At 68.8% G+C, this 16,338-nt stretch carries 10 protein-coding genes and 1 pseudogene; 7 read left to right on the top strand and 4 right to left on the bottom strand.

What is annotated here, in order from left to right; all coding sequences use genetic code 11:
* The first annotated feature begins 3 nt into the window (after positions 1–3).
* The 5 genes and pseudogenes from AC1DS6_RS02200 to AC1DS6_RS02180 all read left to right on the top strand — a co-directional run bounded on the left by AC1DS6_RS02200 (position 4) and on the right by AC1DS6_RS02180 (position 6,160).
* A pseudogene (locus AC1DS6_RS02200) lies at positions 4–1,270 on the top strand (FAD-dependent oxidoreductase).
* 95 nt (positions 1,271–1,365) lie between these two features.
* Entirely contained in the window at positions 1,366–2,235 is an 870-nt protein-coding gene (locus AC1DS6_RS02195; protein WP_441636155.1) for a helix-turn-helix domain-containing protein, read from the top strand.
* A 195-nt stretch (positions 2,236–2,430) separates the two neighbouring features.
* A complete protein-coding gene (locus AC1DS6_RS02190; RefSeq protein WP_441636153.1) occupies positions 2,431–3,357 on the top strand; it encodes a dihydrodipicolinate synthase family protein in 927 nt (308 codons plus the stop codon).
* Between the two features lie 109 nt (positions 3,358–3,466).
* Positions 3,467–5,041 (top strand): APC family permease, encoded by a 1,575-nt coding sequence (locus AC1DS6_RS02185; RefSeq protein ID WP_477101852.1) that lies wholly within the window; start codon positions 3,467–3,469, stop codon positions 5,039–5,041.
* Positions 5,042–5,089: 48 nt separating this feature from the next.
* Positions 5,090–6,160: an Ldh family oxidoreductase gene (locus AC1DS6_RS02180; RefSeq protein WP_441636149.1), complete on the top strand. Its 1,071-nt coding sequence runs from the start codon at positions 5,090–5,092 to the stop codon at positions 6,158–6,160.
* A gap of 6 nt (positions 6,161–6,166) precedes the next feature.
* Here the strand turns inward: AC1DS6_RS02180 and AC1DS6_RS02175 are convergent, their stop codons facing one another.
* Positions 6,167–8,929 (bottom strand): winged helix-turn-helix domain-containing protein, encoded by a 2,763-nt coding sequence (locus AC1DS6_RS02175; protein WP_477101851.1) that lies wholly within the window; start codon positions 8,927–8,929, stop codon positions 6,167–6,169.
* Between the two features lie 171 nt (positions 8,930–9,100).
* Positions 9,101–10,645 (bottom strand): AMP-binding protein, encoded by a 1,545-nt coding sequence (locus tag AC1DS6_RS02170; protein ID WP_477101850.1) that lies wholly within the window; start codon positions 10,643–10,645, stop codon positions 9,101–9,103.
* Between the two features lie 268 nt (positions 10,646–10,913).
* Between AC1DS6_RS02170 and AC1DS6_RS02165 the strand changes: the two genes are divergently transcribed.
* Entirely contained in the window at positions 10,914–12,059 is a 1,146-nt protein-coding gene (locus tag AC1DS6_RS02165) for an acyl-CoA dehydrogenase family protein (RefSeq protein ID WP_477101849.1), read from the top strand.
* A gap of 46 nt (positions 12,060–12,105) precedes the next feature.
* Positions 12,106–13,341: an acyl-CoA dehydrogenase family protein gene (locus AC1DS6_RS02160; protein ID WP_428180477.1), complete on the top strand. Its 1,236-nt coding sequence runs from the start codon at positions 12,106–12,108 to the stop codon at positions 13,339–13,341.
* A 385-nt stretch (positions 13,342–13,726) separates the two neighbouring features.
* Here the strand turns inward: AC1DS6_RS02160 and AC1DS6_RS02155 are convergent, their stop codons facing one another.
* Complete coding sequence (locus AC1DS6_RS02155; RefSeq protein WP_441636158.1) at positions 13,727–15,304, bottom strand: fatty acid--CoA ligase; 1,578 nt, start codon at positions 15,302–15,304, stop codon at positions 13,727–13,729.
* A 59-nt stretch (positions 15,305–15,363) separates the two neighbouring features.
* Positions 15,364–16,146 carry an SDR family NAD(P)-dependent oxidoreductase gene (locus AC1DS6_RS02150; RefSeq protein ID WP_045235399.1) on the bottom strand — a complete coding sequence of 261 codons (783 nt, stop codon included), beginning with the start codon at positions 16,144–16,146 and terminating at the stop codon, positions 15,364–15,366.
* Between the last annotated feature and the right edge of the window lie 192 nt (positions 16,147–16,338).

The following is a 16,338-nucleotide window of genomic DNA, read 5'->3' as shown; positions in this document are numbered from 1 at the left end:
CACATGGGCACCGGGCAAGCACTTGCCGCTTGCCAGCGCCGCTACGACGTATTGATCGTCGGCGCCGGGCCCGCCGGCATGGCGGCGGCGCGCGCGGCGGCCGGGAGCGGCTGCAGCGTCGCGCTCATTGACGACAACCCGGCGCCCGGCGGGCAGATCTGGCGCGATGGGCCGGGCGTGCGGCTGCCATCGCAGGCGCGCAGCCTGCGCCACGCCATCGCCGCGCACGGCCGCATCGCGCTGTACGCCTCGACGCGCGTGATCGCGGCGCCTGCGTCCCACACGCTGCTGGTCGAGAACGACGAGCGCGCCATGCACCTGCAATTCCGCAACCTGATCCTGTGCACCGGGGCGCGCGAACTGCTGCTGCCTTTTCCCGGCTGGACCCTGCCCGGCGTGACCGGAGCGGGCGGGTTGCAGGCCCTGGTCAAGGCGGGCACGCCGGTCAGGGGCGAGCGCATCGTCATTGCCGGCAGCGGGCCACTGCTGCTGGCGGCGGCCGCCACGGCGCAACGGCACGGCGCGCATGTCGCGCGCGTCGCCGAGCAGGCACCGCTGTCACGCCTGACGCGCTTCGCCGGCGCGCTGTGGCGCTGGCCGTCCAAGGCGGCACAGGCCGTCGCCCTGCTGGATGGCCACTATCGGGCGGGCTCCCATGTGGTGGAGGCACTGGGCGACGAGCGCCTGCGCGCGGTGCGCATCCGCCAGGGCGGCCGTACCGTGGCGCTTGCCTGCGACCGGCTGGCGTGCGGCTTCGGGCTGGTGCCGAATACCGGGCTGGCCGCGCTGCTGGGCTGCCCGCTCGACCCCGTATCGGATGCGATTGCCGTCGATGCGCTCCAGCGCACCGGCATTCCCCACGTCTATGCGGCGGGCGAATGCACTGGTATCGGCGGCGGCGAGCTGGCCCTGCTCGAAGGCAGGATCGCCGGCTACGCGGCAGCGGGCGCCGACGACCGGGCTGGCGCGCTGGCATGCGTTCGCGGAACAGGTGCGGACCACGTTCGCGCTCGACCCCGCGCTCAAGACCCTGGCCCGCGCCGACACACCGCTGTGCCGCTGCGAGGATGTGCCGCTATCGGCCATCCAGGCGTATCCGGATGCCTGGATGGCCAGGATGCAGACCCGCTGCGGCATGGGCGCCTGCCAGGGACGCGTCTGCGCCACGGCCGGGCGGGTCCTGTTCGGCTGGACGCAGCCCACGCCGCGCCCGCCGCTGTCTCCCGCCCGGATCGGCACATTGATGCTGGACGAGAATGGGCGAAGCTGACAGGCTGTGCCAACGCGGCTTGGAGCGCCCACCGGTAGATCCGTGGATCGACGCACACGGAAGTCCGATGAAGTAAGAAGCCATCAGGAGACAATATGCCGCCATCGCCCACCCTCTCCGCCGCCCCCTTCCCGGCCCGGCAACCCTCGCCGGCACCGGCGAGCCAGCACGAGGCCGGCAACATCGCCCACCTCGCCGACATCTGCGCGGGCATATCGAAGCAGCGCCCGCGCGACATGGCCACCCTGCTCGATACCCTCTCGCTGATCACGCCGTTGCTGAACGCCATCCCCAACGTGGTGTTCTTCATCAAGGACCGCCAGGCGCGCTACCTGGTCGCCAACCTGACGCTGGCTACCCGCTGCGGCTTCAAGCGGATCGAACCCCTGCTTGGCAAGACGTCGGCCGAGGTCTTTCCCGCCCATCTTGGCCAGCGCTACACGGAGCAGGACCGGCGCGTCCTGGATACCGGCTGCGCCATTGCGCAGCAGCTTGAGCTCCATCTCTATCCCGCGCGCGATGCGGGCTGGTGCATGACCTGCAAGCACCCCCTGCTGGATCGCGACGGCCGCATCATCGGCATGGCCGGCATCTCCCACGACCTGCAGTGCGCCAGGGACACGCATCCGGCCTACCAGCGGCTGGCGGCGGTGGACACCTATATCCGCGAGCACTACATGCGCCCCATCCTGCTGTCCGAACTGACCGGGCTGACCGGCCTGTCGGCGGCGCAACTGGAGCGCTACTGCAAGCGCATCTTCCACCTGACGCCGCGTCAAATGATCCACAAGGCGAGGCTGGAGCGCGCGTCCGAGCTGCTGTCCACCGATATGCCGATCACCGACATCGCGCTCGAGTGCGGCTATACCGATCACAGCGCCTTCACCCGGCAGTTCAAGGCCCTGACCGGACTCACGCCGCGGCAGGTCAGGCCGCCGGCCGGCAAGCCCGGCGCGCACGATTGAACGGCGAGCGCGCAACGGGCCGCTCCCGTCAAGCCCGCTTGCGCGGCCTCGCCCGATGCGGGCTCGTATTGTGCCGATTTCGTCTACCTGCTTTGCGGAAAGTCTCAAGCCCGAACGGCGCGCAACTGCGAACCTGAAGGCTGGTGGCCAGGTGATGCCCTGCCGGCACACCCCACGCACACAAAAGGAGACGATATGAGCCGCAACGCCATCCACTGGACCGGTGTATTCCCCGCCGTCAGCACGCAGTTCAAGGCCGACTACTCGCTGGATATCGAAGCCACCCACAAGGTGATGCGCAACCTGGTCGCCGACGGGGTCTCCGGCCTGGTGGTGTGCGGCACCGTGGGCGAGAACACATCGATGTCCACCCTGGAAAAGCTTGCCGTCATCGAAGCGGCGAAAGACGCCGCCAGGGGCCGCATCCCGGTCATCGCGGGCATTGCCGAATTCACCACCGCCTTCGCCCGGGACATGGTGAACGAAGCGGCGCGGGTCGGCGTCGACGGCGTGATGGTAATGCCGGCGCTGGTCTACTCCGCCAAGCCGCACGAAGCCGCCGCGCACTTCCGCGACATCGCCACCGCCACGGACCTGCCGGTCATGCTCTACAACAACCCGCTGGTCTACCGCAGCGACATCACGCCGGACATCCTGGTCTCGCTCGCCGATTGCGAGAACATCGTCTGCTTCAAGGATTCCTCCGGCGATACGCGCCGCTTCATCGACCTGCGCAACGCCGTGGGCGACCGCTTCGTGCTGTTCGCCGGGCTGGACGACGTGGTGCTGGAGAGCATTGCCGTGGGGGCCGAGGGCTGGATCTCGGGCATGTCCAACGCCTTCCCGAAGGAAGGCGAGACGCTGTTCCGCCTGGCCCGCCAACGGCGCTTCGACGAGGCGCTGGCGCTGTACCGCTGGTTCATGCCGCTGCTGCACCTGGACTCGCGCCCGGACCTGGTCCAGTGCATCAAGCTGTGCGAGGAACTCGCCGGGCGCGGGAGCGCCGTCACGCGGCCTCCGCGCTTGCCGCTGCAAGGCGAGGCACTGGAACAGGTGATGACGGTGGTCGCGCAGGCCATGGCCACGCGCCCGGTGCTGCCGGACGTCGGCCTGCGGGCCTGAGACTGCGCCGCCGGCCCGCGCGGCCGCCATCCGCCCGCCCGCCGCCCGCGTTCGCGGGCGGATGGCCGCATCGTCCGGACGGCCATCACCCGATGACCAAGGAGTCCCCATGTCTCCAGTGCAAGGCAAGTTCAAGCGGCAGCTCACCCTGACCGATCTCACCTTTATCGGCCTGGGTGCGATCTTCGGGTCGGGATGGCTGTTCGCCGCCAGCCACGTATCCGCCATCGCCGGGCCGGCCGGCATCGTCTCCTGGCTGCTGGGCGGCTTTGCCGTGCTGCTGCTCGGCATCGTCTACTGCGAGCTGGGCGCGGCGCTGCCGCGCGCGGGCGGCATCATCCGCTACCCGGTTTTTTCCCACGGCGAGCTGATGGGCTATCTGATGGGCCTGATCACGCTGATCGCCTTCTCCAGCCTGATCGCCATCGAAGTCGTGGCCGCGCGCCAGTATGCGGCGGCCTGGTTCCCCTTCCTGAGCCAGCCGGGATCGAGCGATCCCACCCCGCTCGGCTGGGCGGCGCAGTTCGCGATGCTGTGCCTGTTCTTCGTGCTCAACTACTACAGCGTCAAGACCTTCGCGCGCGCCAACAACATCGTCAGCGTGTTCAAGTTCGTGGTGCCGCTGCTGGTCATCGTGGTGCTGTTCACGCATTTCAAGCCGGCCAACCTGCAGATGCATGGCTTCGCGCCGTTCGGGCTGTCCGGCATCCAGGCCGCCGTTTCCGCCGGGGGCATCATCTTTGCCTACCTCGGGCTGACGCCGATCATCTCGGTGGCCAGCGAAGTCCGCTCGCCACAGCGCACCATTCCCATCGCGCTGATCCTGTCGGTATTGCTGTCCACCCTGATCTACGTGCTGCTGCAGATCGCCTTCCTCGGCGGCGTGCCGACCGAGACGCTGTCGGATGGCTGGCGTGGCGTCGGCAAGGCGTTCGCGCTGCCTTACCGCGATATCGCGCTGGCGCTCGGCGTGGGCTGGCTGGCCTTCCTGGTGGTCTCGGACGCGGTGATCTCGCCCAGCGGCACCGGCAATATCTACATGAACGCCACGCCCCGCGTGGTCTACGGCTGGGCGCGCGGCGGCACCTTTTTCAAGCTGTTCTCCCGTATCGATGCGCCCTCGGGCATTCCGCGGCCGGCCTTGTGGCTGACCTTCGCGCTGTCCGTGTTCTGGACCCTGCCCTTTCCCTCGTGGGAGGCCATGATCAACGTGGTGTCGGCCGCGCTGGTGCTGAGCTATGCGGTCGCGCCCGTCACGGTGGCCGCATTGCGCCGCAACGCGCCCGGCCTGCGCCGGCCGTTCCGGGTCCGGTGGCTGGCCGTGCTCGGCCCGCTCTCGTTCATCATCGCCGCGCTGATCGTGTACTGGTCCGGCTGGGGCACGGTGTCCTGGCTGCTGGGACTGCAGATCGCCATGTTCGTGGTCTACCTGCTTTGCAGGTGCGCGGTACCCACCCATCGCCTGAGCCTGGCGCAACAGGTGAAGTCCTCGCTGTGGCTGATCGCCTTTTATGTGCTGATCATCGTGGCCTCCTACCTGGGTTCCTTCGGCGGCATCAGCGCGATCGGTCATCCGTGGGACACCGCACTGGTGGCGCTTATCGCGCTGGGGATCTATGGCTGGGGAGCCCGCACCGGCATACCTTCCGCGCTGATGGATCTCGGCGCTGACGATGACGAATAGCGCTTGCCTCAACCTCAACCTCAACCCCCACCTCAACCCGGAGCCCCGATGAACGATCCCGTCGCCCCACCGCAGCACAGGCAGGCGCGCGGCACTGCCACCGAGCGCCTCTCCCTGCGCGAAGTCCGCGCGCTGGCCATCGCCGTGCTGCGGCATCACGGGTTCAGCGATCCGCATGTCGAGGCCGTGGCCGATACGCTGGTCGCCGGCGAGCGCGACGGCTGCGCTTCCCATGGCCTCTACCGGCTGCTCGGCTGCATCGCCACGCTCAAGGCCGGCAAGGTGTCGCCGGACGCCATGCCCAAGCTGCACGAGATGGCGCCCGCGCTGCTGCGGGCCGATGCCATGCGCGGCTTCTCGCAGGTGGCCTACAAGACGGCGCTGCCGCACCTGATCGGCAAGGCCCGCTCGCAGGGCATCGCGGCGCTGGGCATCAACCGCTGCGTGCATTTCTCCGCCTTGTGGGCGGACATCGAACCGCTGACCGACGCCGGCCTGGTCGCCCTGGCCTGCACGCCCAGCCATGCCTGGGTCACGCCCGCGGGCGGCAGCAAGCCGCTGTTCGGCACCAATCCGCTGGCCTTCGGCTGGCCGCGCGCCGGCCAGCCCGCTTTCATCTTCGACTTCGCCACCAGTGCGGTGGCGCGCGGCGAGATCGAACTGCATCGCCGCGCGGGCAAGCCGATCCCCGAGGGCTGGGGCATCGATGCCGACGGGAAATCCTGTACCGATGCCGCCACCGTGCTGGACCACGGCGCCATGCTGACCTTCGGCGGCCACAAGGGCGCAGCCCTCGCCGCCATGGTCGAACTGCTCGCCGGTCCGCTGATCGCCGACATGACCAGCATGGATTCGCTGGCCTACGATGCGGGCACGAAGTCGTCGCCGATGGGGGGCGAGCTGATCATCGCCATCGATCCCGCGCGCTTTCTAGGCGCGCAGTGCGAGGCGGAGCTGGCGCGGGCGGAAAGCCTGTTCGAGGCGATGCTCGGACAAGGGGCGCGGCTGCCTTCGCAGCGCCGCTATCGGGCGCGCGAAGCCAGCCTGCGCCATGGCGTGCTCATCCCGCGCGCGCTGTATGACGACGTCGTGGCCCTGCTTCCGCGCAGCGCGGCCTGAGGATCGCTACAGCAAACCCAGCTGCCGCGCGATAGCCACCGCCTGCGTGCGGTTGCTGGCGCGCAGCTTGGCGCTGATATTGCGCAGGTGGGTGCGCACTGTGGTCTCCGAGACAAAGAGCCGGTCAGCCATCGCCACATTGGAGAAGCCCTCGGCCAGCAGCTGCAGCACCTTCTGCTCCTTGGGCGTGAGCGGCTCCAGCAGGCCGTGGGGGGCCTGCATGGCGGCGGGGTCGGCTGGCTCCGGGGCGCCGCCGCAAGCCTGCAGCAACCGCTCGACGTAGCCCGCGGGCAGCGCGCTGCCCTGGCGCACGCAGGCCTCGCCCACCAGCCGCCGGATCTCGGCGCTCTCGTCGGCGAAGATGCGGATAAAGCCTTCCGCCGCCCCGAAGCGCAGTGCCTCGCCCATCGTCAGCAGCGCTCGCGCGGCATCGCCGCTGCGCTGGCAGGCCAGCGCCAGCAGGATGCGCAGCTTGAGCGCGCGCCGCATCAGTTGCGCCCGCTCGGCAGCGGCGAGTTCTCTCTCGATCGCCTCGCGCGTGGCGGCCGAGGGCTCGGTGAACAGTGCCAGCCGCAGCCGCCCCATGGGCACGTCTTCCACGTCGTTGGCAAAGGAACTGACGGCGCTGACGCCGGGCCGCGCCCGCCACAGTGCCGGGTCCGCCGCATGCAGCAGCGCCTCCTCCGCCGCATGCTGGTTGCCCTGCAGCAGGGCCAGCCGGGCGCGCTCCAGCATGGCGCCCAGCACCAGCCGCGGCAGGCCGCGATGATGGCCGAGGTGCTCGAGCGCGGCCAGCCATTCGTGCGCGCCGTCCACGTCGCCACGATCGCAGGCGATGCGGGCCAGCACGGTATGGCCGGTGATGATCTGGTCGGGCAGGCCGAGGTCGCGCGCCAGCGGTACGTACACATTAAGCAGGCGCTCCGCGCGCTCGCGCTCGTTGATCTCGTAGAGCGCTTCGGCCAGCAGGATGCCGGCCATGGCGTTGCCGTTGGTGGGACCATAGCGGTTCGGCAGCATGGTGCTGGCGGCAATGCGGAAACGCGCCAGCGCTTGCTGCAGGCGCCCCTGGCGCAGGTCGATCAGCCCCTCCACCGATTCCGAGAAAATCTTGTTGAAATTGCTGTCGGAACCGCGCACCACCTGGCGGGCCACGCCCAGCAGCCGGCGCGCCTCGCGGTAGTCGCCGGTCACCGCGGCCATGCGCGCCATCGAGGTGGCAAGGATGGAATCCGGGAACGGGTAGCCCATCGGCAGCGGCAGGGGATCGTCGCGGCTGTAGGCGCGCGCCTCGTCGAAGCGGTCCATCATGTTCAGCAGCATATGGCGCAGCGCGCGCACGTGGGCCAGCAGGTCGCCCTCGGCGCCGGCCAGCGGGATGGTCTGCAGCAGCGCGATGGCGTCCGCCGGTCCGCGCGTAAACGACAAGGCCCAGACATGGGCGATCTGCAGCTTGGGCCACGCCGCCAGCGCGTCGGCCGGCACGGCGTCCAGCCAGCGCGTCAGCAGGCGCATGCGCCCCTGCGCCAGCAGGTCGTCCACGGAGCCCGCCAGCAGCGGCAGCGCGTGGCCGACCGCGCCGGCCGCCAGCGCATGTTCGATGGCGGGCACAGGGCGGCCCTGCGCCTCGTACCAGCGCGAGGCGGCCATCTGCAGCGCCGGCACCTCGTCCGGCATGCCCTGCTGGAGTTGCGCGCGCAGGAAGCTGGAGAACAGGCTGTGATAACGGTACCAGCGCGCATTGGGTTGGGCGGGACGCTCGGCGCCGCCGTGGCGTTCGCCGTCCAGCGGCATCAGGAACAGGTTGGCCCGCTCCAGCCAGGCGAGGATTTCCTCGCTGTCGGCGGTGCCGCAGACGGCGTCGCACAGCGGCCCGCTGAGCTGGTCGAGGATGGAGGTGCGCAGCAGGAAAGCGCGCACCGCATCGGGCAGGTGCAGGTAGACGTCCTCGACGAGGTAATCGGCAATGGCTGCGTTGGAGCCGGAAAAGCCGGCGATGAAGGCGTCCGGCTGGCCGCGCCGCTCCAGCGCCACCGAGGCCAGCCACAGCGCCGTGGCCCAGCCTTCGGTACGGCGGTGCAGCGTGGAGATGGCCGCGGGTTGCAGCGCCAGGCCGCGCGCGCGGCGCAGGAAATGATCGGTTTCGTCGGCGGTAAAGCGCAGCTGGGCAGGCTCGATCTCCAGCAGTTCGCCGCGCGCGCGCAGGCGTGCCAGCCCGGAATCCGGCACCCAGCGCGTGCCGACCACCAGCCGGCCGCCAGGCGGCAATTGCTCCACCACCTGCCAGACCAGGCCGGCAACGGCGGGATTCTGCAAGGCCTCGAAGTCGTCCAGGAACAGGGTAAAGGGGCGGTCGTGGCCCGCCATGCGGTCGATCAGCGCCAGAGCCTGCTCGCCCACCGGCCGAGGCGCCGGCTGGCTGGCGGCGAGCGGCGCGCCCCCCTTGCGCAGCACCAGCTCGAAAGCGGCTTCCAGCGAGCCGAGAAACCGCGTGGCGTCGTTGTCCGCGCGGTCCAGCGTGAGCCAGGCGGTGGCAACGCCGTCGGCATCCAGCCGCGCGCGGCATTGCAGCATGGCGGTGGTCTTGCCGAAACCGGCCGGCGCGCGCACCAGCACCAGCTTGACGAAGCCGGCCGCGCACACCGCGTCGCAAATGGCGCGGCGTTCCACCTGGAACGGGGTCAGCATGGGCGGGCGCAGCTTTGCCACCAGCGTGGCCGCGCGGGCGGCGCCCCCGTGGCCCGCGCTGGTCTCCTCGATTATTGCCATTCGCCGTGTCTTCCTGTTGGCGGCGGCATCCACGCCGGGCGGATGCCGCGCGATCGGCACCGGCTTATGGTTGCCGGCTGCTGGCGCCACATGCGCCAGGGATCGAACGGCTGATTATGGCGTAAACGACCGCCTGGCACCCGGCGCACCCATGCGCGCCGGTGCCGCTGCCTAGACGAGCTTGTTCTCCCGTCCCGCCCAGTAGCGCTCGCGCAGCAGCCGCTTGAGCAGCTTGCCGGTCGGCAGCCGCGGCAGTTCGTCGGCAAAGTCCACCGAGCGCGGGCACTTGATGGGCGAAAGGTGCGTGCGGCAAAAGGCAAGCAATTCGTCGGCCAGCGCCGGGCTGGCGTGCGCCATGTCGAGTGGCTGCACCACCGCTTTGACTTCCTCCCCGAAGTCCTCGTTGGGCACGCCGATCACCGCCACGTCCATCACCTTGGGATGGGTCATCAGCAGGTTCTCGGCCTCCTGCGGATAGATGTTGACGCCGCCGGAGATGATCATGTTGGCTTTGCGGTCGGTCAGGTAGAGATAGCCGTCCTCGTCCACGTAGCCGACATCGCCCAGCGTGGTCCAGCCCGCATGCACGGGGTGGCGCGACTGCACGGTCTTCTCGGGATCGTTGTGATAGACAAAGCTGCGCCCCTCGGCGAAGTAGATGATGCCCGGCTCGCCCGGCGGCAACACGGCGCCGCTGTCGTCGCAGATACGCAACTCGCCCACCGACGCGCGGCCCACCGTGCCCTTGTGGCTGAGCCAGTCGGCGGAACCGACCGCGGTGGACCCGTTGCCCTCCGTGCCGGCGTAGTACTCCCAGATGATCGGGCCCCACCATTCGATCATCTGCTCCTTGACGGCCACCGGACAGGGCGCGGCGGCATGCACGGCAAAGCGCAGCGAGGAAACATCGTGGCGCTGGCGCACCGCCCCGGACAGCTTGAGCATGCGCGAGAACATCGTCGGCACGACCTGGGTGTGTGTGATGCGGTGCGCGGCCACCAGCCGCAGGAATGCTTCCGCGTCGAAATGCTCCATCACCACCGAGGTGCCGCCGAGTTGCTGCACCGCCATGTTGTAGCGCAGCGGCGCCGCATGATAGAGCGGTGCGGGCGAGAGGTAGCGCATGTCCGGGCCGAACTGGTAGAGCGACTGGCACATCAGCGCCAGCGTGCCCGGCACGTCGATCTGCGGGTTGGCCGGCGGCGTGAATACGCCCTTGGGGCGGCCGGTGGTGCCGGAGGAGTACAGCATGTCCGTGCCCGCGCATTCGTCCTCGATGCGCCAGCCGGGGTATTGCGCCAGGGTGGTCTCATAAGCGATGAAGCCGGGCACGGCGCCGTCCATCATCAGGCGCGCGCCCAGGCCCGGCGCTTTGGCCGCCAGCCCCTGCGCCACCGCGGCCTGCGCGTGGGAGGTGACGAGCATCCTGGCGCCGCTGTCGGCCACGATGTGCGCCGCGTCGTCCACATTGAGCCGCGTGCTGATACAGACGTAGATCAGCCCCGAGCGCTGCGCGCCCCAGCACAGCTCGAACAGGCGCGGATGGTTCTCCAGCAGGAAGGCCACGCGGTCGCCGGGCTGCAAGCCGTGATCGCGGAACAAGCGCGCCACCTGGTTGGAGCGCTCGTCAAGCTCGCGGTAGGTGACGACGGTGCCGCCCGCCATGATGATGGCCGGCTTGTCCGGGGTGCGCTGCGCGTGAACATGCGGGTGCATGACTGACCCTCCTGGAAGTGGGTGTGGCAGAACTGGCTGACTGGATGGATGCCGCGGAATCCGGCATGGAATACGACGACCCACATTGTCCGGACACGCGGCCGTCCCGGGCATCGTCCGAAGCGACGAACGCGCCTTGACGCGGTGCCGCAATCGATGCGCAGGCGCGCTTGCGCGCCGGGGACGATTCGTCGCATCGGACGATGCAGCGCCGCAGCCGCTTCGCATAATGGCAGGTGCCCTAAAGCAACCGCGCCGAGGACCCACAGTGGATTTCCAATTCAGCGAAGAACAATCAATGCTGCGCGACACGCTCGCGCGCTACCTGGCCGATCACTACGACTTCGAAACGCGCCAGGCGGCGCTCCGCTCGCCGGCCGGCTGGCGGCCCGCATGCTGGAAGGCGCTGGCGCAGGAACTGGGCCTGCTCGGCGCGGCGTTCCCGGAACGCTTCGGCGGGCTGGGCGGCGGCGCCATCGAACACATGATCGTGATGGAGCAGTTTGGCCGCCACCTGGTGGTAGAGCCCTACCTGTCAACCGTAGTGCTTGGCGGCGGCGCCTTGCTGCATGGCAGCGAAACGCTGGCGGCCAACTGGCTGCCCGCCATCATCGGCGGCGAAGCCACGGTAGCCTGGGCGCACGGCGAACCGCGCAGCCGCTATTGCCTGCACGACGTCGCGACCAGCGCCACGCGTGGCGAAGGCGGCTGGCGCCTGAGCGGGCACAAGGCCGTGGCGGTGGCCGCGCCGTGGGCCACGCACCTGGTGGTCAGCGCGCGCACCGCCGGCCAGCGCCGCGACCGCGCCGGCATCAGCTTGTTCTGGATCGAACGCAACGCGCCGGGCGTGACGCTGCTGGAATACCCCACGGTGGACGGCTCGCGCGCCGCCGACATCCTGCTCGACAACGTCTTCGTGCCGGACAGCGCCCGGCTGGGCGCCGAGGGCGACGCGCTGGCGCTGATCGAGCGCCTGAGCGACGACGCCGCCGTGGCGCTGTGCGCCGAAGCCGGCGGCGCGATGAGCCGGATGCTCGCCGATACGGTCGACTACGCGCGCCAGCGCAAGCAGTTCGGCGTGCCGATCGCCACCTTCCAGGTGCTGCAGCACCGCATGGCCGACATGTATGTGCAGCTCGAACAAACCGTGGCGCTGACCCAGGTCGCCGCCATGCAGGCAGGCGCCGATCCCACACAGCGCGCGCTTGCCGCCAGCGCCGCCAAGGCGCAGGCCGGACAGGCCGGCAAGTTCGTGGGCCAGGCCGCGGTGCAGATCCACGGTGGCATGGGCGTGACCGAAGAGCTTGCCGTCGGGCATTACTTCAAGCGCGTCACCGCCATCGACCTGCAGTTTGGCTCGGCCGAACATCACCTGCGCCGCCACGCCGACCTGCTGTATCCGGCTGCCGCGTGAGCGCACGCATCCCTGCCCGCACCGACGAACATCCCGAGGCCCACCGATGAATCTCGATTTCTCCCCGCAAGAACTGCAGTTCCGCGACGAGGTCCGCGCCTGGATCACCGAGGCCTTCGACCCCGGCCTCAAGGCCCTGATGGCGCGCACCAAGAATGGCTACCTCGACAAGGAAGGCCAGGTGCGCTGGCAGAAGAAACTGTTCGAGCGCGGCTGGGCCGCGCCCAACTGGCCCGAGGAATACGGCGGCCCCGGCTGGACGCCGGCGCAGCGCTACCTGTTCCAGGCCGAGACCGCCGCCGCCGGCTGCCCGACCGTATCGCCGATGGGCCTGAAGATGGTGGCGCCGGTGATCATGAAATACGGCAGCCCCGAGCAGAAGGCGCGTTTCCTGCCGCCCATCCTGCGCTCCGACATCTGGTGGTGCCAGGGCTACTCCGAACCCAACTCCGGCTCCGACCTGGCCTCCCTGCAGATGCGCGCCGAGCGCGGGCGCGATCAGGACGGCGAGCACTATGTCCTCAACGGCTCCAAGATCTGGACCACGCACGCGCAATGGGCCGACTGGATGTTCTGCCTGGTACGCACCAGCCGCGACGCACGCCGCCAGGACGGCATCTCCTTCGTGCTGGTGGACATGCGCACGCCCGGCATCACCGTGGCGCCGCTGCCCACGCTGGACGGCCCGGTCGCGGGCCAGCAGGAAGTCAACCAGGTCTTCTTTGAAAACGTGCGCGTGCCGGTCGAAAACCGCATCGGCGAAGAAGGCCTCGGCTGGACCTACGCCAAGTACCTGCTCGAATTCGAACGCGGCGGCAGCTATGGTCCGATGCTGCGCCAGCAACTGACCAAGGTAGCGCGCATCGCGGCGAACGAACCCGGCGAAGATGGCGGCCGCCTGCTCGACGATCCCGGCTTCCGCCGCAAACTGGCCGAGCTGCATGTACGCGCCGCCGCGCTGGAAGCGAGCGAGCTGCGGCTGTTCTCCAGCGTAGCGTCGGGCACCTCGATCGGCGCCGCCTCCAGCATGCTCAAGCTGGCAGGCACCGAAACCATCCAGGCCATCAGCGAACTGGCGGTGGAAGCCGCCGGACCTTACGCGCTGCCCTTCGTGCAGGACGGATGGGCGGAACAGCAGGGACGCCCCGCGGGGCCGCAGATAGGCCCCGACTACGCCGCACCGCTCGCGCCGCGCTACTTCAACTATCGCAAGGCATCGATCTACGCCGGCTCCAACGAAATCCAGCGCAACATCATCGCGAAGCTGGTGCTGGGGCTCTAAGGTTGAGAGCCTCGGCAGCAATCGCATGAACGGCGGACACGAGCCACCGGAAGCAAATCCGGTGGCCTCTCCAGCGCGACGACATAACGAGCGCCCGCCCTCTCCCCCGACCCCTCTCCCGCAGGCGGGAGAGGGGAGCGAACCGGCGGACCGATCGATATCACCACGCGAAAATTCGGTGTAGCCGTGCGGAGCGCCCCCAAGGGCGGGCCGCACCCCAGCGCGATGCGAAGCGAGCCGTGAAGGTGTACCAGGCCGTATGGGGCGCCTTCTTTGCCTACTTTCTTGGCAAGACAAGAAAGTAGGTCGCCCCCCGCAGGGGGGTGAAACCGCCTTTGACTTTAGGCTTTTAGGTTTTCAGGGCTTTTAAAGCTAACCCCCCCCCTCAATTAACCCTCCGCTCAAACCCCTCCCAATAAGGCTCCCTCAACTTCCTCCTCAACAACTTCCCCGACGGATTCCGCGGCAACGCATCCACAAACTCAATACTCTTGGGAATCTTGAACCCAGCCAACCGCTCCCGCGCCCAAGCCACAATGCCATCGCGGTCAGCAACCTGCCCCGCCTTTAGCACGACAATCGCCTTGACCGCCTCGCCCCACTTCTCGTCGGGCACCCCGATCACCGCCACGTCGGCCACCTGCGGGTGGCCATAGATGGCACTCTCCACCTCAGCCGGATAGACGTTCTCCCCCCCGCTGATGATCATGTCCTTGACCCGGTCGTGGATATAAACATAACCCTCGGCGTCGAGATAGCCCGCATCGCCGGTCCGCAACCACCCGTCCGCATCGATCGTCCGCGCAGTCTCATCAGGCTGCTTCCAGTACCCCGCCATATTCTGCGGCGACCGGATCATCAGTTCCCCGACTTCCCCGGGCGGCAACCGCCGGCCCTCCCAGTCCACCACCACTACCTCGACATCGGGCAAAGGCTTGCCCGCGGCCCGCATACGCGGCACATCCTCGGTCGTATGGTCCTCCGGTGGCAACGCCACCACCGTGCCGGTGGTTTCGGTCATCCCGTACTGTTGCGCGAAGCCGCACCCGAATACCTCGATGCCTTCACGCAGCAACGCCGCGGGAATCGGAGCAGCCCCGTACAGCAAGGTCTTCAGGCGGGAGTAATCGATGCTGCGCGCGCGCGGATCGCGCAATACGAACTGCATCGCGGCAGGCACCAGGAACAGCTTGCTGACACGCTCGCGCTCGAAGAAATCCAGCACCGCGGCAGGATCGAAATCGCGCGCGACCACGCCCTTGGCCCCCGCCAGCAAGCTGCGCAACCCCCAGCCGGACCCACCGATATGCGCGACCGGCATCGCCACCAGCGAGACATCGTCATCCGTCCAGCGCGACCAAGGGATATCCTCGCGCTCGCTCGCCTCGGTGCCGGCGGTGAGGTTGCGATGGGTCAGCATGGCGCCCTTGGGGCGGCCCGTGGTGCCGGAGGTGTAAAGCTGCAGCACCACGTCGTGCGCGGCAGGCTGGTGCGCCGGCGGCACGGGTGCATGCGCGTCGCGCCACGCGGCATAGGCGGGCCAGTCCGCCTGGCCGCCTTCCATGGCGATCACGCCGCGCACCAGCGGCAACGCCGGCAGCAGCTTGCGCACCAGTTCCACCGATTCCGGCCCGGCGAACAACAGCGCGGCATCGGAGTGGCCGACGATATAGCCGACCTCCGGGGGCGCCAGGCGCCAGCTTGCCGGCGCCATCACGGCGCCGATCTTGGCGGCGCCCAGCAGCAACTCGAAATAGTGATCGCAGTTCTTGCCGATATAGCCGATACGGTCCCCCGGCCCGATGCCCGCGGCCAGCAGCGCCTGGGCGACGCTGTCGGTGTGGCGGTCGAACTCGCGGTACGTCGTGAGCCTGCCCTCGAAGGCATAGGCCACGGCATCGGGCCGCCGCTGCGCGAAGTGACGCAACGCGTGCGGCAATGTCGTCAGGTAACTGAAATCCATCAGCGCCTCCTTCTCTCGGTCCTGCTGCATGCGCGCGTCCTTTTCCTTGGGGTGAGAGATCAGCGCGGCGCCATGCGGATGGCGCCGTCGAGCCTTACCGATTCGCCGTTGAAATAGCTGTTGCGGCACATCTCCAGCGCGAGCGAGGCAAACTCTTCCGGCGCGCCGAGCCGCTTCGGAAACGGCACCGAGGCGGCCAGCGCTGCCTTGACGTGCTCCTGCGCGCCTTGCAGCAGCGGCGTATTGAAGATGCCGGGCATGATGGTGTTGACGCGAATGCCTTCGCCGGACAGGTCGCGCGCAATGGGCAGGGTCATGCCGACCACGCCGGCCTTGGAGGCGGAGTACGCGGCCTGGCCCATCTGCCCGTCCTGCGCCGCCACCGAGGCGGTGTTGATGATGACGCCGCGATCGCCGTCGCGCGCGTCCAGTGTCAGCATGCCGGCGGCCGAACGCGCGAGGCAGCGGAAGGATCCGATCAGGTTGATCTGGATGATGCGCTCGAACGCATCCGAGGCAAAGAAGCGGATCTGGTCCGGCGCTTCCTTGGCCCGCGATGCGGTCTTGATGGCGTTGCCGGTGCCGGCGCAGTTGACCAGGATACGTTCCTGGCCCAGCGCCGCGCGTGCCTTGGCGAAGCCGGCTTCGACCTCGGCCTCCGAGGTCACGTTGACCTGGCAGAACACGCCGCCCAGTTCGCGTGCCACGGCTTCGCCCTTTTCCGCATTCATGTCGAACAGCGCGACGCGCACGCCGTGCGCCGCCAGCGCGCGCGCGGTGGCTTCGCCCAGGCCCGAGGCGCCACCCGTGATGACTGCCGTTACCGTTGCATCGAGTTCCATCTCTTCTCCACGTTTTCCCGTATCTGCTGAATCATTCCCGTCGGCGCGCGGCGATGCGCGGGCGGTGGAATGCCTGCGTCCGGCAGACCGCGAAGCGGCCCGGCCAGCGTGGTATGGAGATTCGGGGATGGCGGCGCGGCACGCATCGTCGGAAGCGACGAATGCATGAAAACACACCGGACGCCGCATGGC

The sequence above is a fragment of the Cupriavidus sp. 05L310 genome (assembly GCF_056398185.1).
The sequence above is the reverse complement of the archived record's forward strand: the minus strand, read 5'-3'. Positions and strand labels throughout refer to the sequence as shown.

What these genes read in the sequence shown, in the direction of transcription:
- AC1DS6_RS02195 (WP_441636155.1), top strand. Translation starts at nt 1,366, where the DNA reads ATGCCGCCATCGCCCACCCTCTCCGCCGCCCCCTTCCCGGCCCGGCAA.
- AC1DS6_RS02190 (WP_441636153.1), top strand. Translation starts at nt 2,431, where the DNA reads ATGAGCCGCAACGCCATCCACTGGACCGGTGTATTCCCCGCCGTCAGC.
- AC1DS6_RS02185 (WP_477101852.1), top strand. Translation starts at nt 3,467, where the DNA reads ATGTCTCCAGTGCAAGGCAAGTTCAAGCGGCAGCTCACCCTGACCGAT.
- AC1DS6_RS02180 (WP_441636149.1), top strand. Translation starts at nt 5,090, where the DNA reads ATGAACGATCCCGTCGCCCCACCGCAGCACAGGCAGGCGCGCGGCACT.
- AC1DS6_RS02175 (WP_477101851.1), bottom strand. Translation starts at nt 8,929, where the DNA reads ATGGCAATAATCGAGGAGACCAGCGCGGGCCACGGGGGCGCCGCCCGC.
- AC1DS6_RS02170 (WP_477101850.1), bottom strand. Translation starts at nt 10,645, where the DNA reads ATGCACCCGCATGTTCACGCGCAGCGCACCCCGGACAAGCCGGCCATC.
- AC1DS6_RS02160 (WP_428180477.1), top strand. Translation starts at nt 12,106, where the DNA reads ATGAATCTCGATTTCTCCCCGCAAGAACTGCAGTTCCGCGACGAGGTC.
- AC1DS6_RS02155 (WP_441636158.1), bottom strand. Translation starts at nt 15,304, where the DNA reads ATGGATTTCAGTTACCTGACGACATTGCCGCACGCGTTGCGTCACTTC.
- AC1DS6_RS02150 (WP_045235399.1), bottom strand. Translation starts at nt 16,146, where the DNA reads ATGGAACTCGATGCAACGGTAACGGCAGTCATCACGGGTGGCGCCTCG.